Source organism: Acidiphilium sp. C61 (genome assembly GCF_905116885.1).
Classification (GTDB): Bacteria; Pseudomonadota; Alphaproteobacteria; order Acetobacterales; family Acetobacteraceae; genus Acidiphilium.
Window position 1 is genome coordinate 3,098,346 of record NZ_CAJHNI010000005.1, and the last position, 21,050, is coordinate 3,119,395.

At 71.2% G+C, this 21,050-nt stretch carries 18 protein-coding genes; 13 read left to right on the forward strand and 5 right to left on the reverse strand.

Annotated elements, in window-relative coordinates; translation table 11 throughout:
- Window positions 1–16: 16 nt before the first annotated feature.
- The 4 genes from HUW10_RS17345 (at window position 17) to HUW10_RS17360 (ending at window position 6,506) form a co-directional block, all read left to right on the forward strand.
- Entirely contained in the window at window positions 17–4,516 is a 4,500-nt protein-coding gene (locus tag HUW10_RS17345; protein ID WP_236656481.1) for a Hint domain-containing protein, read from the forward strand.
- Window positions 4,517–4,706: 190 nt separating this feature from the next.
- Window positions 4,707–5,321, forward strand: coding sequence for a 30S ribosomal protein S4 (rpsD, locus tag HUW10_RS17350; protein WP_174504615.1), 615 nt, complete (start codon window positions 4,707–4,709; stop codon window positions 5,319–5,321).
- A 122-nt stretch (window positions 5,322–5,443) separates the two neighbouring features.
- Window positions 5,444–5,584: a hypothetical protein gene (locus HUW10_RS17355; RefSeq protein ID WP_174504616.1), complete on the forward strand. Its 141-nt coding sequence runs from the start codon at window positions 5,444–5,446 to the stop codon at window positions 5,582–5,584.
- A gap of 167 nt (window positions 5,585–5,751) precedes the next feature.
- Window positions 5,752–6,506 (forward strand): IS5 family transposase gene (locus HUW10_RS17360; protein ID WP_371808636.1). Its coding sequence is split into 2 segments (ribosomal slippage): window positions 5,752–6,072 and window positions 6,075–6,506, totalling 753 coding nucleotides; the frame shifts between segments, so codons are not numbered across the junction.
- A gap of 71 nt (window positions 6,507–6,577) precedes the next feature.
- On the opposite strand, the gene panB is transcribed toward HUW10_RS17360, so the two are convergent.
- Window positions 6,578–7,384 carry a 3-methyl-2-oxobutanoate hydroxymethyltransferase gene (gene panB, locus HUW10_RS17365; protein WP_174504617.1) on the reverse strand — a complete coding sequence of 269 codons (807 nt, stop codon included), beginning with the start codon at window positions 7,382–7,384 and terminating at the stop codon, window positions 6,578–6,580.
- Between the two features lie 42 nt (window positions 7,385–7,426).
- On the reverse strand, window positions 7,427–8,047 hold the full coding sequence (locus tag HUW10_RS17370) for a carbonic anhydrase (RefSeq protein WP_174504618.1): 621 nt from the start codon (window positions 8,045–8,047) through the stop codon (window positions 7,427–7,429).
- A gap of 46 nt (window positions 8,048–8,093) precedes the next feature.
- Here HUW10_RS17370 and HUW10_RS17375 point away from each other — a divergent pair, with 46 nt between their 5' ends.
- The 7 genes from HUW10_RS17375 (at window position 8,094) to HUW10_RS17405 (ending at window position 16,288) form a co-directional block, all read left to right on the forward strand.
- Complete coding sequence (locus HUW10_RS17375) at window positions 8,094–8,252, forward strand: hypothetical protein (protein WP_174504619.1); 159 nt, start codon at window positions 8,094–8,096, stop codon at window positions 8,250–8,252.
- A gap of 69 nt (window positions 8,253–8,321) precedes the next feature.
- Window positions 8,322–9,476: a M20 aminoacylase family protein gene (locus HUW10_RS17380; RefSeq protein ID WP_174504620.1), complete on the forward strand. Its 1,155-nt coding sequence runs from the start codon at window positions 8,322–8,324 to the stop codon at window positions 9,474–9,476.
- A 12-nt stretch (window positions 9,477–9,488) separates the two neighbouring features.
- Window positions 9,489–10,712 carry a hypothetical protein gene (locus tag HUW10_RS17385; protein WP_174504621.1) on the forward strand — a complete coding sequence of 408 codons (1,224 nt, stop codon included), beginning with the start codon at window positions 9,489–9,491 and terminating at the stop codon, window positions 10,710–10,712.
- Between the two features lie 19 nt (window positions 10,713–10,731).
- Window positions 10,732–11,487 (forward strand): DNA repair protein RecO, encoded by a 756-nt coding sequence (gene recO / locus HUW10_RS17390; RefSeq protein WP_174504622.1) that lies wholly within the window; start codon window positions 10,732–10,734, stop codon window positions 11,485–11,487.
- Window positions 11,477–13,711, forward strand: coding sequence for a DNA topoisomerase IV subunit A (gene parC, locus HUW10_RS17395; RefSeq protein WP_174504623.1), 2,235 nt, complete (start codon window positions 11,477–11,479; stop codon window positions 13,709–13,711). The genes recO and parC overlap by 11 nt, the downstream gene beginning before the upstream one ends.
- Window positions 13,698–15,764, forward strand: coding sequence for an FUSC family protein (locus tag HUW10_RS17400; RefSeq protein WP_174504624.1), 2,067 nt, complete (start codon window positions 13,698–13,700; stop codon window positions 15,762–15,764). Before parC ends, HUW10_RS17400 begins: the two co-directional genes overlap by 14 nt.
- Window positions 15,761–16,288 (forward strand): YqhA family protein, encoded by a 528-nt coding sequence (locus HUW10_RS17405; RefSeq protein ID WP_174504625.1) that lies wholly within the window; start codon window positions 15,761–15,763, stop codon window positions 16,286–16,288. Before HUW10_RS17400 ends, HUW10_RS17405 begins: the two co-directional genes overlap by 4 nt.
- On the opposite strand, the gene HUW10_RS17410 is transcribed toward HUW10_RS17405, so the two are convergent.
- Window positions 16,279–17,421 carry a DUF563 domain-containing protein gene (locus HUW10_RS17410; RefSeq protein ID WP_236656483.1) on the reverse strand — a complete coding sequence of 381 codons (1,143 nt, stop codon included), beginning with the start codon at window positions 17,419–17,421 and terminating at the stop codon, window positions 16,279–16,281. The genes HUW10_RS17405 and HUW10_RS17410 overlap by 10 nt on opposite strands.
- Window positions 17,360–18,904, reverse strand: coding sequence for a leucyl aminopeptidase (locus HUW10_RS17415; protein ID WP_174504626.1), 1,545 nt, complete (start codon window positions 18,902–18,904; stop codon window positions 17,360–17,362). The genes HUW10_RS17410 and HUW10_RS17415 overlap by 62 nt, the downstream gene beginning before the upstream one ends.
- A 92-nt stretch (window positions 18,905–18,996) precedes the next feature.
- Here HUW10_RS17415 and cysQ point away from each other — a divergent pair, with 92 nt between their 5' ends.
- Window positions 18,997–19,767, forward strand: coding sequence for a 3'(2'),5'-bisphosphate nucleotidase CysQ (gene cysQ, locus HUW10_RS17420; RefSeq protein WP_174504627.1), 771 nt, complete (start codon window positions 18,997–18,999; stop codon window positions 19,765–19,767).
- A gap of 21 nt (window positions 19,768–19,788) precedes the next feature.
- Here the strand turns inward: cysQ and HUW10_RS17425 are convergent, their stop codons facing one another.
- On the reverse strand, window positions 19,789–20,685 hold the full coding sequence (locus HUW10_RS17425; RefSeq protein ID WP_174504628.1) for an ROK family protein: 897 nt from the start codon (window positions 20,683–20,685) through the stop codon (window positions 19,789–19,791).
- Between the two features lie 85 nt (window positions 20,686–20,770).
- On the opposite strand from HUW10_RS17425, the gene HUW10_RS17430 reads away from it, so the two are divergent.
- Window positions 20,771–21,049 carry a sulfurtransferase TusA family protein gene (locus HUW10_RS17430; protein WP_174504629.1) on the forward strand — a complete coding sequence of 93 codons (279 nt, stop codon included), beginning with the start codon at window positions 20,771–20,773 and terminating at the stop codon, window positions 21,047–21,049.
- Window position 21,050: the final 1 nt, after the last annotated feature.

The window sequence follows — 21,050 nt, forward strand, 5'->3', positions numbered from 1 at the left end:
GCATGGGGGCGGCATCGTGTCCACATTCGAACTCATCGCGCCGGATGCGATCGGGCTGATCGAGGGGCTGACGCTGTCCTCCCTCGGCGGCGTGCCGCCCGGCGGGTTCGCCCTCGCCGGGCTCGCCGCCAGTGCCGCGACGACTGTCACCCTCTCCGGCGGCTACGGGTTTTCCGCCAGCACCGCCGGCGGGGCGAGTGTGTCGCAGGGCGGCGGCGCGATCACCCTGAGCGGCAGTGCGACGCAGGTGAACGCCGCGCTGGCGAGCCTCGCGCTCAGCGCCGCGACTTCCGGCACCGGGACGATCGCCATCACCGCGGCGAGCGGCGGGACGACGCTGTCCTCCTCCGTTGCGGTGCGCGCCCTGCCGGATTCGCCGCCCGCCTTCGTGGCGCCGCCCGCCGCGCTCACCCTCGCCGCCGGCAGCGCGCAGACGCTCGGCCTCGCGATTGCCGATGATCCCGCTTCCCTGCTCGCCGGATTCGGCCTCGGCGGCGAAACCCTCACCGTCAGCCTGATCGCCGATACGGGCGCGTTCCTGCTCGATGCCGCGTCCGTTGCGGCGATCGGCGTTGCCGGCAATGGCACCGGCACTCTGGTGCTGAGTGCCGCGGCGAGCGACCTCGCCGGTCTCGCCAGCGCGCTCGACGCGGTGCGCTTCGCCGCCACGGCAGCGGGCACGCTCGAATACGTGCTCCGCCAGTCCGGCGGCGTGCTGCCCGATGCGGTGACCAATGGCGGCCTGAGCATCGCCGTCACCGGCACGGTCGCCGGCGGGAGTGCGGGCTGGGCCGGCGGCGTCGGGGACTGGCAGAGCGCGGCGGACTGGTCCGGCGGGGTGGTGCCGGGCGTGGGCACGGATGTGACGCTCGGCAACGGCGCGGCGATCGGCGGCGAGGGGCTCGGCGCGGCGCTGGACGTGGCGGCCGGCGCATCGGTCGGGCTCGACGGGGCGTTCGGCGTCGCCACGGCGACGTTCGGCAGCGGTGCTACGGTCGCCATCGATGGCGCGCTGTCGATCGCCGGCGGGCTTGTGCTCGATGCCGCGACGCTGGTGGTCGGCGGCTCCGGCACCCTCGATGCCGCCGGGATCACGATCGGCGCGGATGGCGCGCTCGTCGCCTTCGGCGCGCTCGCGGCCAGCGGGCTCGCGGCGTCGGGAACGGCGCTGCTGCCCGGCGGCGGCACGCTGGCCGGCGCGCTCGATCTCGCGTCCGGCGGCGTGGTGGATTTCGCCGGCACGCTGCAAGCCGACGCCGCAGCGCCCGCCACCGGGTTCGACGCCATCTCCCTCGCCGCCGGCAGCACGCTCGAAGGGGCGGGGCTGCTGCTGGCGGGCAATTTCAGCGAACCGGAAACCATTGTCGGGCCCGGCACCATTCTCGCCCCCGGCCCGGCGCCGCTCGCCATCGCCGCCGGCAGCATCGGCGGCGGGGTCGATCTCGCGATCGCGCCGGGCGGCGTGCTGGAGCTGGGCACGGTCTCGCCGCTCTACGGCGTGTTCAACGCAACACCGGTGACCGTCGGCGCCGACGCCACGATCAGCTTCGCGCCGGGGGCCAGCACGGCGCAGGACGCCACCGCCTATGCCAGCACGCTCGGCGAGCAGGGCGGGGTCCTGGTGCTCGACAGCCCGGCCGATTTCGCCGCCACCCTGGCCGGCTTCGCCCCCGGCGACCGGATCGTCCTGCCCGGCCTCACCAGCCTGTCGGTGCTCAACGTCTCGACCACCGGGTTCGAGGTCGCGGGCCTCGTCGCCGGCAACACCACGCAGAGCGAGATCATCACCATCCATGCCGCGATCCCCGCCGGGGTGGCGCCGGTGGTGGAGACGGACCTGGCCGGGGATGCGGTGATCGGCCTGCGCGCCGCCACGGCCGCGCTGACGCTGAACGACGTGCCGGCCGCCGGCGCCTCGATCGAGGCGGTGAACGGTGTCGCGACACCGCTGATCGGTCTCGGCCTGCTGGTGCCGAGCAACGGCACGGCGGGGCTGCAACTCACCGTCAGCGCGGTTCATGGCGAGATCGTCGGCGCGGGTGGGACGGCCGCCGCCTCGCTGGTGCTGAGTGCGGCGACCGCGCTGGCGATGAACGCGGAACTCGCCGCTCTCGTCTATACCGCGCCGGGCGGCGGCACGGGCGATGTGCTGAACTTCGCCGGTGGCACCGGGCTTGCCGGGCTGAGTGCCGCGATCGGCATCGCGCTTGCCGCTCCCGGCACGCTCGATTTCTCGGGCACCGATGGCAGCCTGTTCAATGCCGGCTCGTCCTGGCGGGGCGGTGTGCCGCCGGCCAATGGCGATCTCGTGGTGTTTGCCAGCCATGCCGGCGCCCCGCTCCTGGTGGTGGGGCCCGGCGCCGCCAGCAGCGCCTCGGTCGCGGGCGCGTATGATTTCACCGGCACGATCGACCTGCCGGGCACCGGGGCCGCACTCGATATCGGCGCGGGCGGGATCGCGCTGTTCGATGCCGGCGCGGTGGTCACGCTCGGCGGCGGGGCGATGGTGGGCGATGCCGCCGGGGCGGGCACGCTGGGCGTTGCCGGGCGGCTCGACGCGGCGGGGACGATCGCCATCGCCGGCAGCGCGGCGGCGGGCAGCCGTCTCGATGTTTCCGGCAGCATCGCCGCCGCCGCACTGGTTCTCGGCAGCGGCGCGGCCGGCACCTTCGACCTGACCGGCGCTGCCGCGTTCGGCGCGGCGACGATCGATGGCTTCGGCGCGGTGACGGCGGTGGGCACCGCGGCACTCGGTTTCGGCACGTTCACGCTGGCGGGCGGCACGGTCGGGCTCGCGGGCGATGCGAGCCTCACCCTCGGCCCCGCGACCATCGCCGCGGGCGCCCTGCAACTTGCGGGATCCGCCCGGCTGTCCGGCACCGCCGGGCTCGATCTCGCCGGCGGCACGCTGGCGATCGGCGGGCTCGCCGCGGCATCGCTCGGCGGCGCGCTGGTGCTGGGCGGCGGTGCGGCGCTCGCGGTCGGCGGCACGCTCGATGCCGCCTCCCTGCTCGATTCGGGTGCTGCGACCCTTGCCGGCGGCACGCTCGCCCTGGCCGGCGCCGCCACGCTCGCGGCGGGGGCGGCGCTGACCCTTGAGGGCGGCGCGCTGCGCGCCGCTTCGATCAGCCTTGCAGCCGGTGCCACGCTCACCGGATATGGGCTGATCGGCACGATCGGCGCGCCCGGGCTCATCCCGGTCGATGCGGCGGGCACGCTGGAAGCGTCCGGCGGTACGCTGGCTTTGGGCGGCACGCTGGCCGGCGGCGCCACCATCGCGGCGGGTGCGGTGCTCGACCTCGCGGGGCCGGCCACCGGCGGCAGCATCGCCTTTGCCGGCGCCGATGGCACCCTTGCGATCAACGACGTCGCCGCGATGACCGATCCGGTGGTGAACATGGCCTCCGGCGACGCGATCGACCTGATCGGCGTCGCCCCCTCGCTGGTCAGCGATGCCGGCGGCACGCTCACGGTGAGCGGGCAGGGCGGGTTCGGCCTCGCCGAGGCGGCGGCGCAGGCGGCGATCGCGATCGGGACGGACGGGTTCGGCGGCACTTATGTCACCGTGGGCGGCGCCATGCCCTGCTTTGCCCGCGGCACGCGGCTGCTGACCGCGGACGGGTATCGGCCGGTCGAGACGCTGCGTCCCGGCCATCGGCTGGTGACCGAGGGGGGCGGCACGGAACCGATCGTCTGGATCGGCTCGCGGACGATCGACCTTTCGCGCGACGAGGCGGCGCCGCTGCTGCACCCGGTGATCATCACGCCGGGCGCTTTCGGCCCCGGCGTGCCGGCGTGCGCGGTGACGCTCTCGCCGCTGCACGCGGTGCTGGCGGGCGAGGGGCTGGTCCCGGCCTCGCTGCTGGTGAACGGCGCGACCGTGCTGCGCGACTGTTCGCGGTTTGCCGTGACCTATTACCATGTCGAACTCGCCCGCCATGCGGTGATCCGGGCGGAAAACCTGCCCTGCGAGACCTATCGCGACGATGGCAACCGCGACCGCTTCGCGGTGGAGCTCGGCGTGCCGGGCGCGCCGGCGTCGTCCTGCCGCCCGGTCGTCACGTCCGGCGCGGCGTTGCTGGCGGTCCGGGCGATGCTTCACTGCCGCGCCATCGAACTCGGGTATCAGATCGTGCATGGCGCGCAGGTCGACGCGCGGGCCGGCGACGCGCCGCCGATCCTGCCGCGCTGCCGCCGCGGGCGGCTCGATTTCATCCTGCTGGCGCCGGTGTTGCGGCTGGTGCTGCGCGCCCGCGCGACACCGCCCGCCTATACCGATCCCGCATCCGAAGACCGCCGCAGCCTCGGCATCTGTGCTGCAGGCGTGGTCGCCAACGGCGTGCGCCTGCCGGCCTGGCACGGCGTGGGCTGGTTCAGCCCGGACGAGGGGGATCGCGGCATGTGGAGCGGCGGGGCCGCCGAGCTGGTATTCGCCCGCCCGGCGCGGCGGGTCAGCCTCGATCTCGTCGGCAGCGTGCCGCGCTGGGTGCGAAACCCGGCGATGCTCGCGCTCTGACCCCGCTGGATTTGACAAGCGGCCGCGGCGTCACTAAGCGAACCGGTCACTGCCGGGAACGTGGACGCACCTTCGGGGTGCGCGCCCGTTCCGTCATGCTTGCGCGCCTGATCCATGGTGCAAGCGTGGCGGAGCCTACCGGTGCAACATCAGCGGCAGGTCCGCGTCAACAAGAAGGAGTGCGGCACGCATGACCAAGCGTACCGAGAGCAAGTACAAGATCAACCGCCGCCTCGGCGTCAATCTCTGGGGCCGGCCGAAATCCCCGATCAACAAGCGCGAATACGGCCCCGGCCAGCACGGCCAGCGCCGCAAGAAGCCGTCCGACTTCGGCGTGCAGCTGATGGCGAAGCAGAAGCTTCGCGGCTATTACGGCAATATCAGCGAGAAGCAGTTCTACAAGTATTACGAGGAGGCGGTGCGCCGTCGTGGCGATACTTCCGAGAACCTGATCGAACTGCTGGAGCGCCGGCTCGATGCGGTGGTCTATCGCATGAAGTTCGCGATCACCCCGTTCGCCTCGCGCCAGTTCGTCAGCCATGGCCACATCATGGTCAACGGCCGCCGCGTCAACATCGCCTCCTACCAGGTGCGCGACGGCGACGTGATCGAAGTGCGCGAGAAGTCGAAGCAGCTCGCCGTGGTGCTCGATTCGGTGCAGAGCGCCGAGCGCGACGTTCCGGAATATATCGAGGTCGACCACCGCGCGATGAAGGGCACCTTCGCCCGCGCGCCGAAGCTGGCCGACGTTCCCTATCCCGTGCAGATGGAACCGAACCTGGTCGTCGAGTTCTACTCGCGCTGATTTGGTTGTTCTGCTCGCGCTGACCCGGTTGCCGGTTTGACGTCATGGGGCCTGTATCCGCACCGGGTATGGGCCCCGTTTCGTTTCGGCCCCACGTTTCGTTTCGATCAAGGAGAGGCGGCATGACCACGACAAGGCGCATCATCGGCCTGGCCCTCGCGCTGGCGCTGGCGGGAACGCTGGCTGGTTGCGGGATGTTCGGATCGGCTGGTTCGGCGGGGAAGGGCAGCGCGACCCTCGCCATTCCGCAGCAGGGGCGCTAGAGCATCATCCGATCAGATGGAATCATCTGATCGGATAAAGATGCTCGGTTTGTCAGTATGATAGAGCACTACATCCGATCCAAAAGGATCGGAAAGTGCTCTAGGTTCTGTACCTATTGCCATGACTACGGGGCGTCTGATTCAAGTCTGTTTGGAGGACTTGGAACATGGCGGAACTTTTCTGGCTGAACAACACGCAATGGGCTGCGATCGAACCATTGCTGCCGAAGCTTGGCGGCAAGCCTCGGGTTGATGACCGCCGGGTGCTGAGCGGCATCCTGCATCGCTTTCGCGAGGGCTTGCGATGGCGAGCGCTTCCTGAGGCCTATGGGCCACGAACCACTGTGTTCAACCGGTTCAACCGCTGGAGCCAGCGTGGCCTCTGGCAGGAGATCTTCGCGGCGCTTGTCGCCTGCGCGGATCCGCCGCGCATCGCCATGGTGGACAGCACCTCGGTTCGGGCACATCGCGCGGCCGCGGGCGGTAAAGGGGGGCGCAAAGCCAGGCCATCGGCCGGTCGAGGGGTGGACGGACGACCAAGATCCACGCCGTCGCAGATGAGCAGGGACGCATCGCCGCACTCCTCCTGACGCCAGGACAGGCCTCCGACATCAGCGGCGCGAGGGCGCTTCTGCCCACAATACCGCCACCAGAAGAGCTGATCGCCGACAAGGCCTACGACGCTGATGATCTTCGCGCCTTCCTCACCCGCCAAGGCACCAGGCCGGTGATCTCGCCCATGCCCAACCGCCGCGCCATTCCGCCCTTCGACCCCGTCGCCTACAGAAAGCGCAATCTCATCGAACGCGCCTTCTGTAGGCTCAAGGACTGGCGCGCCATCGCCACACGATATGACAAAACCGCACGAAATTTCCTCGCTGGTATTTGCCTTGTCCTCGCCGTCACATCTTGGATCAGTTGAGTCCAGAGCCTAGAGCAGTATACTGATAACAGCCCACCCCCGCGGCGTGACGCCGATTTGCGGCTGACGCCCTATTCAGCGGGCGGGAAGGCGCCGGTGCGGACCTCGTCGGCATAGGCGCCGATCGCCTCGCGGACCACCCGGGCGCCATCGACATAGACCTTGGCGAAGCCGGGCACATAGCCGCCGGTCAGGCCCAGCACGTCGTGCATCACCAAAATCTGCGCGTCGGTCCCGTTGCCGGCGCCGATGCCGATGGTCGGCACGCGGACGCGCTGGGTGATCTCGGTGCCGAGCCCGGCCGGGATCGCCTCCATCAGCACCATGCGCGCGCCGGCTTCGGCGAGGGCGCCGGCTTCCTCGATCATCCGCGCCGCCGCGTCCTCGGTCTTGCCCTGCTTGCGGAAGCCGCCGAGCTGGCGGACATGCTGCGGCGTCAGCCCGATATGCGCGCAGACCGGCACGGCGCGGGCCGAGAGGAAGCCCACGGTCTCGACCATCGCCGCCCCGCCTTCGAGCTTGATGATGTCGGCGCCGGCCTTGAGCAGCTGGGCGGCGCTGGCGAAGGCCTGGGCCGGGCCGGCCTCGAAACTGCCGAAGGGCAGGTCGGCCATGATCAGGCAGGAGGGCGCGCCGCGCGCGACCATGCCGGTATGATAGACCATCTGCTCCAGCGTGACCCGCAGCGTGTCGCGTTCGCCCTGGACCGTCATGCCGAGGGAGTCGCCGATCAGGATGCCGTCGATCCCGGCGGCCTCGGCGAGCTTCGCGAAGGGATAGTCATAGGCGGTGATCAGGGCGCGGCGCTCGCCGTTGCGCTTCGCGCGTTCCCACGATCCGATCGATTTGCGGTCGGCCTTGCGATCTGCCGTTTCCATCGTCCTGCCTTCTGCCTTTCTGTGCTGGGATCTGCCTGCGCGCTACGAGGCTTCGGCAATCAGCCGCTCGCCATCCGCCGTGACCTCGCGCAGCGTGCCGCTCGATACGTCGAAATAGAAGCCATAGACGCCGAGCTGGCCGGCTTCATGCGCCTCGGCGATCCAGGGGAAGGTCATGAGGTTTTCGAGCGAGACCCGCACGCTCTCGATCTCGGCGCGGCGGGCAGCCTCGACCGGATCATCGGCGAAGCGGGCGGCGCGCTTGCGGGCCGGCTCGGCGATCCGCACCCAGTTCGCCACGAAATCGCGCGCCTCGGGCGGCGGCTCGTGCAGCAGCGCCGCGATGCCGCCGCAGGAGGAATGGCCGATCACCGCGATGCGCCGCACCCGCAGCACCCGCACCGCGAATTCAAGCGCCGCCGAGGTGCCGTGATTGGCGGTGTCCGGCGCGTAGGGGGGCACGAGATTGGCGATGTTGCGCACGGTAAAAACATCGCCGGGCGCGCAGTCGAAGATCATCTCCGGGGTCACCCGGGAATCGCAGCAGCCGATGGCGAGCGTGTGCGGCCTCTGCCCGTCGCGCGCCAGCGCCTCCAGGGTTTCCCGCTGCGACGGCCAGCGCCCGTTGCGGAACCGCCGATATCCGGCCAGCAGCTCTTCCATCTCGGCTCCTCATCCAGTGTCCCGAAGCTGAAAACCACCGGATTTCATGCTCAAGATGGACACTCTAAAAATCAGCGACCTGGTGGCCGGCCCGTCCCTGGAATTCATCCACGAATTGCAGGAGCGGGACACCGCCCCTCTGTCGATTAACACCCATGCCGCGATGCGGCAAACCTTGTCTCATTCCGTGAACCGCCCGGCCTGAGGCTGCGCCACCCCTTGCCGCGATGCGGCGGCGGCGCATACTCTGCCATGGAAGCTTCACAGGTGATCCATGCCCGATACCCATGCCGAGCGTCTCGCCCCGCAACTGACCGAATGGCGCCGCTACCTGCACCAGCACCCCGAACTCTCGTTGCAGGAGCGGAACACCGCGTCATTCGTGTGCGAACGGCTCACCGAGCTGGGGATTCCGTTCGAGGCCGGGATCGGCGGGCATGGCGTCGTCGCCACGCTGCGGCGCGGCGGCAACCGCAGCGTCGGCCTGCGGGCGGACATGGACGCGCTGCCGATCACCGAGGCGACCGGTCTGCCCTATGCCTCGAAAACCCCCGGCGTGATGCATGCCTGCGGGCATGACGGGCATACCACCTCGCTGCTGGGTGCGGCGATGCTGCTGCGCGACGATCCGGACTGGTCGGGCACCGTCCATCTCGTCTTCCAGCCCGCCGAGGAAGGCTTCGGCGGCGCGCTGGCGATGATGGAGGACGGGCTGTTCCGCCGGTTCCCGATGGAGCGCATCTTCGGCTATCACAACTGGCCGGGCCTGGAAGCGGGCGCGATCATGATCCATGACGGGCCGATGATGGCCCAGGGCGAGCGCCTCGCCATCGCCATCCACGGCCATGCCGGCCACGCGGCCATGCCCCATCTCACCGCCGATCCGGTGGTCTGCGCGGCGCAGATCATCGTCGCGCTGCAAGCGGTGGTCTCGCGCAACGTCAATCCGCTCGATGCCGCAGTGGTCTCGATCTGCGGCCTGAAGGGGGCCGACGCCGACAACCAGGTGCCCGAGACGGTGACCCTGCGCGGCACGGTGCGCGCCCTGCTGCCGGAGGTGTTCGATCACGTCGCCGCGCGGATCCGCGAGATCGTCGAGCACACCGCCGCCGCCATGGGCTGCCGTGGCGAGGTGACGTTCGAGCGACGGCTGGCCGCGACCATCAACCACCGGGAGGAGGCCGCGCGGGGCCGGCTGGTGGCGCAGGAGCGCGGGATGAAGGTTCTCGCCGACCTGCCGCCGACCATGGCGAGCGAGGATTTCGGCTGGTTCCTGCAGGAGGTTCCGGGCGCATATGCCTGGATCGGCAACGGCCCCGCCGCCCAGGGCGCGTTCCTGCACAACCAGAACTACGATTTCAACGACGCCATCCTGCCGGTGGCCGCCGGCTATCTCGCCGGCGTGGCGAAAGCGGCGCTGGCGGGCTGAAGCGAGGCGCCGATGGAGGATTTCCAGCCCCGCACGCCGGCTCCGCTGACCGCGGCGAAGCGGCGCGACATCGCCCGCCGTCTGGCCGCGGGCGAGAGCGCGCCCGCTGCAGCCGGCCGCGAAGCCAGCCCGCCGGCGGACGACCCAGCACGGCGCGTGCGCGACGCGGTGGCCGGGCGGGTCGGTCTGGTCAGCGTCAGCTTGCCCAATCTTGCCTATCCGCTCTGGGTCCGCGCCGGCAGCTGCGATGCCGCGGCCGCCATCGCGGCGGTGCGCGAGGCGGGCGGCGGGCTCGATCTGCCGTTCCTGCCGCACCGGATCATGGTGATCGGCGATGCCTATCTCGCCGTGGCACTCGCCGCTTCCTACCCGGATGCCGGGCTGGTCAGCGTCGAGCCGGTGCCGGACCGCGCCCGGCTGCACGCGCTCAACACGCTGCCATGGCGCCGCATCGCCACGATCCACAATCCCCTCGGCGTCGCCGGCACCCGCCTTGCCATCGTCACCGCCCCCGAAACCGGCGGCGAACGCCTGGTGCCGGACCCGAACGGCGAGATCGTGACGCTCGGGCTCGGCCAGGTATTGCAGCATTTCGGCTGGTCGAATGCCGACCTGCTGGTGATCGATCCGGCGGTCTGCCCCGATCTCGCCAATCCCGCGATCGACGCTGACCTTGCGGCCTTCAGGCGGATCATGATCCGCGCGGGCACGGCCGGCGGCGGGGCCGGGCTCGCCGCGCGCCTTCTGCCGCCCGCCTGGCGCGCCGGGGCGGCGCCGCACCATCTCGTCTTCGATCGCGCCGCCGCCGGGCCGCGCGCCGCCGCCCGCCGCCAGAAAGTGTTCGACCTCGCCGGCGACAGCATCGCCTGCACCCTGCCCGCGCAGGGCTGGCGGCCGGCCGGGGAGACCGGGTTCTGCCTCGCGCCGCCCGCCGGGGGAGGGGATGTCCGGCTTTCGCTGCGCTGTTTTGCCGCGGGGGCGTCGGGGTTCGAGGTGGGGCTGCGGCTGCTGCCCGCGCCGGTGGCGCCGACACGGCTTGCGATCGGCTTCGCCGCCGCGGATACGGGCCGGCCGATCCATCGCGCCGTGCGCGAGATCAGGCCGGGCGAGAGCGTGGTCTGGCGCTTCGACCTGCCGGTGTTTTTCGGCGAGGTCGACATCGTGTTCGAGGCCGCGGTGGCGGCGGGGGACGGGCCGGGCGGGTGGCTCGAACTCCACGATCCGGCCCTGCTCTGAACCGCGACGGGCCTTCAGGGTGGAGTGGAGCGAGCCGGCGATCGTCCTCAGCGTCGCTGCTTTCGGCGAGAGCGACCTGCGCGCCGTCGTCCTGACCGAGACGCAAGGCGCCTGGCACGGCCTCGCGCGCGGCGGGGCCGGCCGGCGCGGGGCGGCGATCTGGCAGGAAGGCAATCTGATCAACGCCCGCTGGGTCGCGCGGCTGCCCGAACAGCTCGGCAGCATCAGCGGCGAGCTGGTGCATCCCGCCGCCGCGATCGCGATGGCGGACAAGCTGGCGCTGGCGGTGCTGCGCGCCGCCTGTGCCGTCGCGTCCGGGGCGCTGCCGGAACGCGAGCCCCATCGCGGCGCCTTCATCCGGCTTGCCCGGCTGCTGGGCGGCATCGGCGTCGCCGGTGCTGCGCTGCCGGCGCTGGTGCGCTTCGAGCTGGAATTGCTGCGCGAGCTTGGCTACGGGCTCGACCTGTCGTGCTGCGCGCTGACCGGCACGGCGGCGGATCTCGCCTTCGTCTCGCCGCGCAGCGGCCGCGCCGTCTCGCGCGCCGCCGCCGGGGATTGGGCGCCGCGGCTGCTGAAGCTGCCTTCCTTCCTGCTCGACGAGGATGCCGCCGACGACGAGGCCGATCTCGCCGCCTGCCGCGACGGCCTGGCCCTGACCGGCCATTTCCTCGCGCGCGATGCGTTCGGCGCGCGCCACGCCCCGCTTCCCACGTCCCGGCTCGACCTCTATGACCGGCTGACCCGCAGGCTGAACGGAGACGACGATGCCCGATGATCTCCTGGGCAATGTTCAGGACACGAAACTCGCCACCGCCCTTTCGGAGCGGTACCTTGCCTATGCGCTCTCGACCATCATGGCGCGGTCGCTGCCGGATGTGCGCGACGGGCTGAAGCCGGTCCATCGCCGGCTGATCTTCGCGATGCGCCAGCTTCGGCTCGATCCGGGCTCGGGCTTCAAGAAATGCGCCCGCGTGGTGGGCGACGTGATGGGCAAGTTCCACCCGCATGGCGACATGTCGATCTACGAGGCGCTGGTCCGCCTCGCGCAGGATTTCGCCTCGCGCTACCCGCTGATCGAGGGCCAGGGCAATTTCGGCAATATCGACGGCGATAACGCCGCGGCGATGCGCTACACCGAAAGCCGGCTGACCGAGGTCGCCGCCGCGTTGCTGGAGGGGATCGACGAGGACGCCGTCGATTTCCGCCCGACCTATGACAACGAGGATTCCGAGCCCGTCGTCCTGCCCGGCGCGTTTCCCAACCTGCTGGCCAATGGCGCGGCCGGCATCGCCGTCGGCATGGCAACCTCGATCCCGCCGCACAACGCGGCCGAGCTCTGCGCCGCCGCGATCCATCTGATCCGCCATCCTGATGCCGGGACCGCGGCGCTGCTCGATTTCGTGCAGGGGCCGGATTTCCCGACCGGCGGCGAACTGGTCGAGGACCGTGCGACCCTGCTCTCCGCCTACGAGACCGGCCGCGGCTCGCTGCGGGTGCGGGCGCGCTGGAGCCGCAGCGACCTCAAGGGCGGGACGTGGCAGATCGTCGTCACCGAAATTCCCTACCAGGTGCAGAAATCCCGCCTCATCGAGCAGGTCGCGCAGCTGATGTCCGAGCGCAAGCTGCCCTTGCTGGGCGACATCCGCGACGAAAGCACCGAGCGCGTGCGCATCGTGCTCGAGCCGAAATCGCGCACCGTCGATCCGGACATGCTGATGGCGAGCCTGTTCCGCGCCACCGCCTTCGAGCAGCGCTTCAGCATGAACATGAACGTGATCGACGCCGACCGCACGCCGCGGGTGATGGGGCTGCGCGAGATGCTGCGCGCCTGGCTCGATCACCGGCACGAGGTGCTGGAGCGGCGCTCCCGCCACCGGCTCGCCGCGATCGCCCGCCGGCTGGAAATCCTCGAAGGCTATCTCGCGGTCTTTCTCAATCTCGACGAGGTGATCCGCATCATCCGCACCGAGGACGAGCCGAAACCCGCCCTCATCGCCGCCTTCACCCTGACCGACACCCAGGCCGAGGCCATCCTCAACATGCGGCTGCGCAGCCTGCGCCGGCTCGAGGAGATGGAAATCCGCAAGGAGCACAAGGCGCTGACCGCCGAGCGCGCGGCGCTGGATGCGATGATGGCCGATCCGGCGAAGCGCTGGGCGCGGATCGAGGCGGAAATCGAGGCGACGGCCAGCAAATTCGGCGGCGGCCCGGGCGCGCGGCGCACCACGATCAGCGGTGCTGCGGCGCTCACCGAGGTCGCGGTCGAGGCGCTGGTGGAGCGCGAGCCGCTCACCGTGATCCTGTCGGAGAAAGGCTGGATCCGCGCGCTCAAGGGCCATGCCGTGGCCGAGGCCGATCTGAAATTCAAGGAAGGCGACCGGCCGAAGGCGCTGCTGCGCTGCTCCAGCCTCGACCGGGTGACGGTTTTCGTGACCAATGGCCGGGTCTACAGCCTGCGCGCCGCCGAACTGCCGCGCGGCCGCGGCGATGGCCAGGCGATCCGGCTGGCGATCGATCTCGGCAACGAGGACGAGGTGGTGTCGCTGTTCATCGCCGATCCCGAGGCGCGCTATCTCGTTGCCGGCACCGACGGGCGGGGCTTCATCATCTCCGGCGCCGAGCTGGGTGCGGAGAAGCGCACCGGCAAGCAGATCCTCACCGTCCGGCCGGGGCAGGAGGCGATGCTGTGCCGCAAGATCGTGGGCGATCATCTCGCGGTGATCGGGCAGAACCGCAAGCTGCTGGTCTTCCCGCTCGACCAGGTGCCGGAAATGGCCCGCGGCGCCGGCGTGATCCTGCAGAAATACAAGGATGGCGGGCTGGCCGACGCCAAGGGCTTCACCCTTGCCGCCGGGCTGAGCTGGCGCCTTGGCGACAAGCTGCGCACCGAAACGCGGCTCGCCGAATGGCTGGGGGCGCGCGGCCAGGCCGGACGGCTGCCGCCGACCGGCTTCCCGCGCACCGGCACGTTCGGCCCGCCGGACGATGACGCGGGCTGATGCGCGACCCCGCCTGACCGATCGCGCGGGGCTGCCGCTGGCGGGCGGCAGCCTCGCGCTGAATTTCCGCGCCGTCTCGCTGCTTGAGGGGGTGCGCGCCGCGATCGCGGTTGCCGGCACGCTGGGCGCCGGCGCCTTGCTCGGCCTGCCGCAGCTCGGCCTTGCGGCACTCGGCGCGCTGCTCGCCTGTTTCACCGATCCGGGCGGCGCGCTGCGCGCCCGCCTGCCGCCAATGCTGGTCTTCGGCGTCGGCGGGGCGATCTGCCTCGGCCTGTTCCGCTTGCTGGACGGGGTGAGCCCGCTGCTGGCCATTCCGGTCGCCGGGCTCGGCATCTTCTGTTGCAGCCTCGCGCGGATCTATGGTCAGGGCGGGCTGCTCGCCGGCAACCTGCTGGCCGTGACCATCGTCCTCGCGCTCGACATGCCGACCGGCTCGCCCCTCGCCGCAGCGCATGCGGCGTTCGGCTTCTGGGCGGGAGCCGCGGAAGCCGCGATCCTGACCCTCGCCCTCTGGCGCATCCGCCCGTTCGGCCCGGCGCGCGCCGCGCTGGCGGATGCGGCGCTGGCGCTCGCCGAACTGGCCCGCGACCTTGCCGAACGCGAGGCGGATCCCGGCGGCGAGACCGGGTTCGACCTGCACGCCCGCGGCCATCGCCGGGCGGTGCGCGAGGCGATCGAGCGCGCCCGCGCCGTGATCCTGGCCACGCTGCGCCGGCGCGGCGCCGCCAGCCAGCGGGCGAACGTGCTCGTGCTCCGCATCGCCACGTTCGACCAGCTGTTCGGCGCGCTGATCGCGCTGGGCGAGGACATGGCCGCGCATGGCGGCGGCGATCAGGCGTCCCGCCGGGCGGCGGCGGGCATTGGCGACGTGCTGGCGGCGATGGCCCCGGCGCTGGAGGCGGGCCAGTCGCTCGACACCCCTGGCTTCCGCGCCGCACTCGGCGCGCTGCGCGAGGGGGCGGTCATCGCCTTGGGCGATCCGGCGCGGCGCCGGCCGCTCGCCGCGGCGCTCGACCGGCTTTCGGTGCTCATCACCGTCTCGAACGCACCCGGCGCGCCGGTCGCGGCCGAGAGCGCGCAGCCCGGGCTGATCGCCGCCATCCTCGCGCCGCTGCGCTCCAATCTCACCCTGGCGTCGGTGCCGCTGCGCCATGCGCTGCGGACGACACTGGTCGCCACCCCGGTTCTCGCCTTCGTCGCCTGGCTCGGCAACCCGTTCGGCCACTGGCTCGCCATCACCGTGATCCTCGTGCTGCAGCCGCATTTCTCGGCCACCTGGGTGCGCGCGGTCGAGCGGGTCGGCGGCACGGTCGCCGGCGGGCTGCTCGCCGCCGGCATCGGCCTCTTGGTGCACACGAGGCTGGATCTCGCAGTGGCGATGGTGCCGCTCACCATGTTCGCCTTCGCCGTGCGCGGGGTGAACTACAGCGCCTGGGTCGTGCTGCTCACGCCGATGATCGTGCTGCTGATCGAGCAGATCGATCCGGGAGCGAACCAGTGGGTCGTCGCCGCCTCGCGCGTCGGCTTCACGCTGGCCGGCGGCATCCTCGCGGTGGCCGCCAATCTCGTGCTCTGGCCGAGTTTCGAGGGCAACCGGCTTGGCGCGGCGCGGCTTGAGGCCATCGCCGCGCACCGCGCCTATCTCGTCGCGACCTTCGCCCATCTGGCCGCCGCGGCGCCGCCGCCCGAGGCCGCCCGCCGGCAGGCGGGGCTGGCGAGCAACAATCTCGAAGCCTCGATCGCGCGGGTGATGATGGAGCCGCACCGCGATGACGACAAGCTGCTGCGCGCCGCGATCGTCACCGATGCCGCCCTGCGCCGCACCGCCGGCAGGCTGGCGGCGCTCGCCCTCGAACCCCGGCCGGAGGCGGCGTTCAGGGCAGGCTGCCAGGCCTGGGGCGCGGCGCTCGCCGCCTGGTTCGATCCCGACCTGCCGGATCCGCCGCCCTTGCCCCCGCCGGTAGGCCTGCCCGCGATCGATGAGGGGCTTGCGCGGCTGGCCCGGCAGGCCGAACTTGTCCGCGAACGCGTGACGTCGGAGACCACCGCATGAGCGAACAACGCCCATCCCGCCGCAATGGCGGCGTCGTGCGCATCATCGAGGCGCTGCTGTTCGGCGGCCGCTGGCTGCTGGCGCCGCTCTATCTCGCGATGCTGGTGCTGCTGGCGCTGATCGTCGCACGGTTCATCGTCGAGCTCATCCATGCCGCCCCCGGCCTGATCGCGATGAGCGAGACGCAGGTGATCATGGCGACGCTGTCTCTGATCGACCTCTCGCTCACCGCCAACCTGATCGTGCTCGTGATACTCTCCGGCTACGAGAATTTCGTCGCCCGCATCACCCTGGCGGAAGGCGACCGCAGGCCGGAATGGATGGGCAGCATCGATTTCGGCGGGCTCAAGCTGAAAATGCTGGGCTCGATCACCGTGATCGCGGCGGTGCATGTGCTGCGGGTGTTTCTCGAGGTGCGCGCCGAGCCCGACCGCGTCGTGCTGTATCAGTCAGGCCTGATGCTGGCCCTGGTGCTCACCGGCCTATTGCTGGCGCTGACCGACCGCATCGCCGGTCACGACTGAAGCAGCGCCGCGAGGAAGCGGCGGAACCGGTCGGGCTCCACTGTATAGGCCTGCGGCGCGGTCTCGTGGATGCCCTCGCTCAGCAGGCCGATCCGCTGGCCGCGCAGTGCCGCGATCGCCGACTGGTCGAGCGCGTGGCAGCGGATCACGCCGGTCACGCAATCCGGCCCGGCAAAGATCGCGTTGTGCAGCCCCGAGCCCATCGGCCCCACGATCGCCCGCGCGCCGGCGAACAGCCCCATCTGTTCGGCGAAGGGCAGGGTTTCCGGCCGCAGCACGGCGAAGCCGAATTCGTCGCGGGCGATCGCGGCGATCTCGTCCTCGTTGGCGTAGCGGCGCTGCGGCGCATGCGGGTTGGCGAAATCGCCGCGGGCAACGAAGATCCGCTCCATCGGCATTGCCGGCGGGCGGGCGATGCGGGAGAGCATGTGGTCGATCAGCCCGCCCGTGAGCGGGTGATATCCGCCTGTGCGGCCGAGCAGCGGCAGGATGATGGCGTGGTCGAGATCGAGCTGCTCGCGCGCGGAATCGTACCAGATGGCCTCATCTGTATCGACACCGAAATGATCGCGCATGATCGCGATGAACCAGTCCGGCATCTCGCGGTCGAGCACCGGGCGGACCCCGTCGAGCAGCGACAGGAACCGGATGGCCAGCAGCAGCTTCGGCAGCATCTCGATCAGCAGATGGCCATAGACCCGCACGCCCCAGCCGTGAAAGACGAAGCCCGGCCGGGTCTCGCGCCGCACCGGCAGGGCGGCGAGATGCGCCGGCATCGCCCCGTCCTCCTGCTGCACGATTCGGCGAACATAGACAGGCATGACGCTCTCGTCGTCGAGCAGCGCGCCGCCATGCCAGACCAGCCCCGGCCCGGCGAGGCGCGCCCGCATCGGCCCGAGCATGGCGAGGTCGAAGGCCGCGCGCGGCGCCTCGGCGTGAAGCCGGATCCATTCCGGCGCGATGAACTCCGCATCCGCCGGCCGGGGGATGGGCAGGGCCGCCGGCATCGCGGCGCCGGCGAGGCGGATCCGCGGGATCGCGCCGCCCGCCGCGCGCAGCAGGCCGGAGGCTTCAGCGCTCGTAATGGTCGGCCACCAGCCGGTCGAGCAGGCGCACGCCGTAGCCGGTCGCACCTCTCGGGCCGACCGCGCCCTCCTTCGTCGCCCAGGCCATGCCGGCGATGTCCAGATGCGCCCAGGGCACCTTGTTGACGAAGCGCTGGAGGAACTGCGCCGCGGTGATCGAGCCGCCGGCCCGGCCGCCGCCGATATTCTTCATGTCGGCGATGTCGCAATCGATCAGCTTGTCATAGGCATCGCCCATCGGCATCCGCCACACGCCCTCGCCGGTGATCTTCGCCGCCTCGGCGAGCTGGCCGGCCAGCGTGTCGTCGTTCGAGAACAGGCCGGCATTCTCATGGCCGAGCGCCACGATGATCGCCCCGGTCAGGGTCGCGAGGTCGATCATGAAGCGCGGCTGGAACCGCTCCTGCGCGTAGGTCAGCACATCCGCCAGCACCAGCCGCCCCTCGGCGTCGGTATTGAGCACCTCGATCGTCTGGCCCGAGAGGGAGGTGACCACATCGCCCGGCCGCTGCGCGCTGCCGGAGGGCATGTTCTCGACCAGCCCGACCAGCCCGACCGCGTCGACCCGCGCCTTGCGCCCGGCCAGTGCCGCCATCAGCCCGATCACCGTGCCGGCGCCAGCCATGTCCCATTTCATGTCCTCCATCCCGGCGGCGGGCTTGATCGAGATGCCGCCGGTATCGAAGGTCACGCCCTTGCCGATGAAGACCAGCGGATCGCGCGGGACGGCGCGTGCCTTGCGCGCGGGTTTCACCGCCTGCTTCGCCTGCGCCTTGCGGCCGCCGGCCGGGGCTTCCGGCTCGGAGGCGCCGAGCCATTGCATCACCACCACGCGCGGCTCGTTGACGCTGCCGCGGGCAACGCCGAGCAGCGCGCCGAAGCCGCGTTTCTCAAGGTCGCGCTGGTCCATCACCTCGACCTTCACGCCGAGCGACTTCAGCGCCTTCGCACGGTCGGCCATCTCGGCCGGGGTGAGGATGTTGGCGGGCTCGGAGACGAGGTCGCGCGTCAGCTCCACCCCGGCGGCGAGGGCGGCGAGCGGCGTGAAGGCGGTGCGCGTCGCGGCGGCATCCGGCGCCAGCACCGTGAGGCGGGCGAGTTTCGGCCTCTGCTCCTCCTTCTGGCGGGTGCGGTAGCGATCGAACCGGTAGCTGCGCAGCCGCGCGCCGAGGGCGGCATGGGCGAGCAGGGCGGGTTCGAGCGCATCGGCGGCGAGGGCTGCCACCGGCTCCCTCAGCAGCATCGCCGCGGCGGAGGCGCCGGCGCTTTCGGCGCGATGCGGTGTCACGTCCTCGGCGGCGCCGAGGCCGATCAGCACGACCCGGTCGAGACCGCCGCCGGGCGCGATCAGCGTCGCGGTCTGGCCGCGCTTGCCGGTGAAGCGCGCCGCCGCCATCGCCCGGGCGAGGCCGCCATCGAGTGCCGCATCGAGTGCTGCCGCCACCCCCTCCGGTGCGGCCCCCTCGGCCAGCAGCAGGGCGAGGGCGCCGCTTTCGGGCAGCGCGGTCTTGGCAAAGCCGATGTCGATCATGCCGTCTTGTCCCGTTTTCCGTTTCGTTTTGCGTCGCGAACCAGCATGCCCGCCAATTTGGCGTTTTCCAAGCCCCGCGATATCAGGCGCGCATGAATGACAGTGAATTGCTCGAACTCGCCGCCTCGCTGGCCGAGGCCGCGGGGAGTGAAATCCTGGCCGTCCGCGCCGGCGGCTTCGCGGTCGACCGCAAGGCCGACGAAACCCCGGTCACCATTGCCGACACGCGGGCCGAACGCCTGATCGTCGAGGGTCTGCGCCGGGCCGCGCCGGAAATTCCGGTGATCGCCGAGGAGGAGGTCGCCGCCGGGCGGCAGACCGACCCGGGCCAGCGCTTCTGGCTGGTCGATCCGCTCGACGGCACGCGGGAATTCGCCGCCGGGCGGGACGAGTTCGCCGTCTGCATCGGGCTCGTGGTCGATGGGCGGGTGCGTCTCGGCGCGGTCGGCGCGCCGGCGGAAGGGGCGGTGTATGGCGGGATCGTGGGGCAGGGGGCGTGGCGGCAGACCAGCGCCGGCCGTAACCCGATCGCGGCCCGCACGCCGCCGGACGAGGGGATCACCGTCTATGCCTCGCGCCATTACGCCGACGATCCGCAGCTCGCCGCCTATCTCGCCCGCTACAAGGTGGCGCGGCTGACCAATATCGGCTCGGCGCTGAAATTCTGCCGCCTTGCCGAGGGGGCGGCGGATTTCTACCCCCGTCTCGGCCGGACCATGGAGTGGGACACGGCGGCGCCGCAGGCGGTGCTGGAGGCGGCCGGCGGCCGCGTTCTCACCATGGCGGATGAAACCCCGCTGCGCTACGGCAAGCAAGGGTTCGAGAACCCGCATTTCCTCTGCTTCGGCCGCCCTCCCGGCTGAAGGTGTGGGCCGTGCGCTCGCTCAGGGCGCCGGCCAGAGCCAGGCCGCGCCCCGCACGCCCGAGGAATCGCCGTGCTTGTTGCGGACCACCGGCGTGTCGAACGTATCGCTGATGATGTAGGGTTTCATCAGCCCCGGCAGGTCGGTGTAGAGATGGTCGAGGTTGGACAGCCCGCCGCCCAGCACGATCACGTCCGGGTCGAGGATGTTCACGATCATCGCGAGGCCCCGGGCCAGCCGCTCGGCATGTGTCGCGAGGGCGCGGATGGCGCGCTCCTCGCCGGCGGCGGCGCGTGCCGGCAGGCGGCCGGCATCGCGCGCACCCGGCCCATCGGCCTCGGCGGCGAGGGCGGGGCCGGCGATATAGGTTTCGAGGCACCCGGACTTGCCGCACCAGCACCGGCGCAGCGGCATTTCCTCCATGCGCGGCCAGGGCAGCGGGGTATGGCCCCATTCGCCGGCGATGTGATGCCGCCCTTCCAGCACCTTGCCGTCGACCACGATGCCGCCGCCGCAGCCGGTGCCGATGATCACGCCGAACACGCAATGCGCGCCCGCGCCCGCGCCATCCGCCGCCTCGCTCATCGCGAAGCAGTTCGCGTCGTTCGAGACGCGCACGGGCCGGCCGAGCTTGGTTTCGAGGTCCTTGTCGAACGGATTGCCGTTCAGCCGCTCGGAATTGGCGTTCTTGACCAGGCCGGTGGCCGGGCTGATCGTGCCGGGAATGCCGATGCCGACCCCGTGCGCCGTGCCGAGCTGCGCCTCCGCCTCCCGCACCAGTTCGGCGATGGTCTCGATCGTGCGGCCGTAATCCTGGGGGGTGGGCACGCGCTTGCGATGCGCGAGCGAGCCGTCCGGCATCAGCGCCGCGATCTCGATTTTGGTCCCGCCCAGGTCGATGCCGATGCGATAGGTCATGATCTGTCCCGTCCGTTGCGTTCGTCGCCTCTATCACGCCATTGGGCCTATTGCTCAAGAGGCGGCGAGGCGTCACCATGCCGTCATGGCGGACAGGCAGCTCGATGCGCGCTATCTGAAAGGGCCGATGCCGGTGCTGCGGGCGGCCCGCGAACTGCGCCGCCTGGCACCCGGAACGCGGCTGCGCGTGCTGGCGACCGACCCCGGCACCGTCGTCGATTTTCGTGATTTCTGCCGCGATGCCGGCCACGCGCTGGTCTCGTGGAGCGAGGTGAAGGGCGTGTTCAGCTTCACCATTCGTGCGGCCGGCGCCGCGCGCGAGGCCGCGCCCCACGAAGCAGTGCCGCGCGGTCCGGCGACATGAG

What these genes read in the sequence shown, in the direction of transcription:
- rpsD (WP_174504615.1), top strand. Translation starts at nt 4,707, where the DNA reads ATGACCAAGCGTACCGAGAGCAAGTACAAGATCAACCGCCGCCTCGGC.
- HUW10_RS17375 (WP_174504619.1), top strand. Translation starts at nt 8,094, where the DNA reads ATGCTCAAGATGGACACTCTAAAAATCAGCGACCTGGTGGCCGGCCCG.
- HUW10_RS17370 (WP_174504618.1), bottom strand. Translation starts at nt 8,047, where the DNA reads ATGGAAGAGCTGCTGGCCGGATATCGGCGGTTCCGCAACGGGCGCTGG.
- HUW10_RS17425 (WP_174504628.1), bottom strand. Translation starts at nt 20,685, where the DNA reads ATGACCTATCGCATCGGCATCGACCTGGGCGGGACCAAAATCGAGATC.
- HUW10_RS17380 (WP_174504620.1), top strand. Translation starts at nt 8,322, where the DNA reads ATGCCCGATACCCATGCCGAGCGTCTCGCCCCGCAACTGACCGAATGG.
- HUW10_RS17400 (WP_174504624.1), top strand. Translation starts at nt 13,698, where the DNA reads ATGACGCGGGCTGATGCGCGACCCCGCCTGACCGATCGCGCGGGGCTG.
- parC (WP_174504623.1), top strand. Translation starts at nt 11,477, where the DNA reads ATGCCCGATGATCTCCTGGGCAATGTTCAGGACACGAAACTCGCCACC.
- panB (WP_174504617.1), bottom strand. Translation starts at nt 7,384, where the DNA reads ATGGAAACGGCAGATCGCAAGGCCGACCGCAAATCGATCGGATCGTGG.
- cysQ (WP_174504627.1), top strand. Translation starts at nt 18,997, where the DNA reads ATGAATGACAGTGAATTGCTCGAACTCGCCGCCTCGCTGGCCGAGGCC.
- HUW10_RS17385 (WP_174504621.1), top strand. Translation starts at nt 9,489, where the DNA reads ATGGAGGATTTCCAGCCCCGCACGCCGGCTCCGCTGACCGCGGCGAAG.
- HUW10_RS17355 (WP_174504616.1), top strand. Translation starts at nt 5,444, where the DNA reads ATGACCACGACAAGGCGCATCATCGGCCTGGCCCTCGCGCTGGCGCTG.
- HUW10_RS17405 (WP_174504625.1), top strand. Translation starts at nt 15,761, where the DNA reads ATGAGCGAACAACGCCCATCCCGCCGCAATGGCGGCGTCGTGCGCATC.
- HUW10_RS17415 (WP_174504626.1), bottom strand. Translation starts at nt 18,904, where the DNA reads ATGATCGACATCGGCTTTGCCAAGACCGCGCTGCCCGAAAGCGGCGCC.
- HUW10_RS17430 (WP_174504629.1), top strand. Translation starts at nt 20,771, where the DNA reads ATGGCGGACAGGCAGCTCGATGCGCGCTATCTGAAAGGGCCGATGCCG.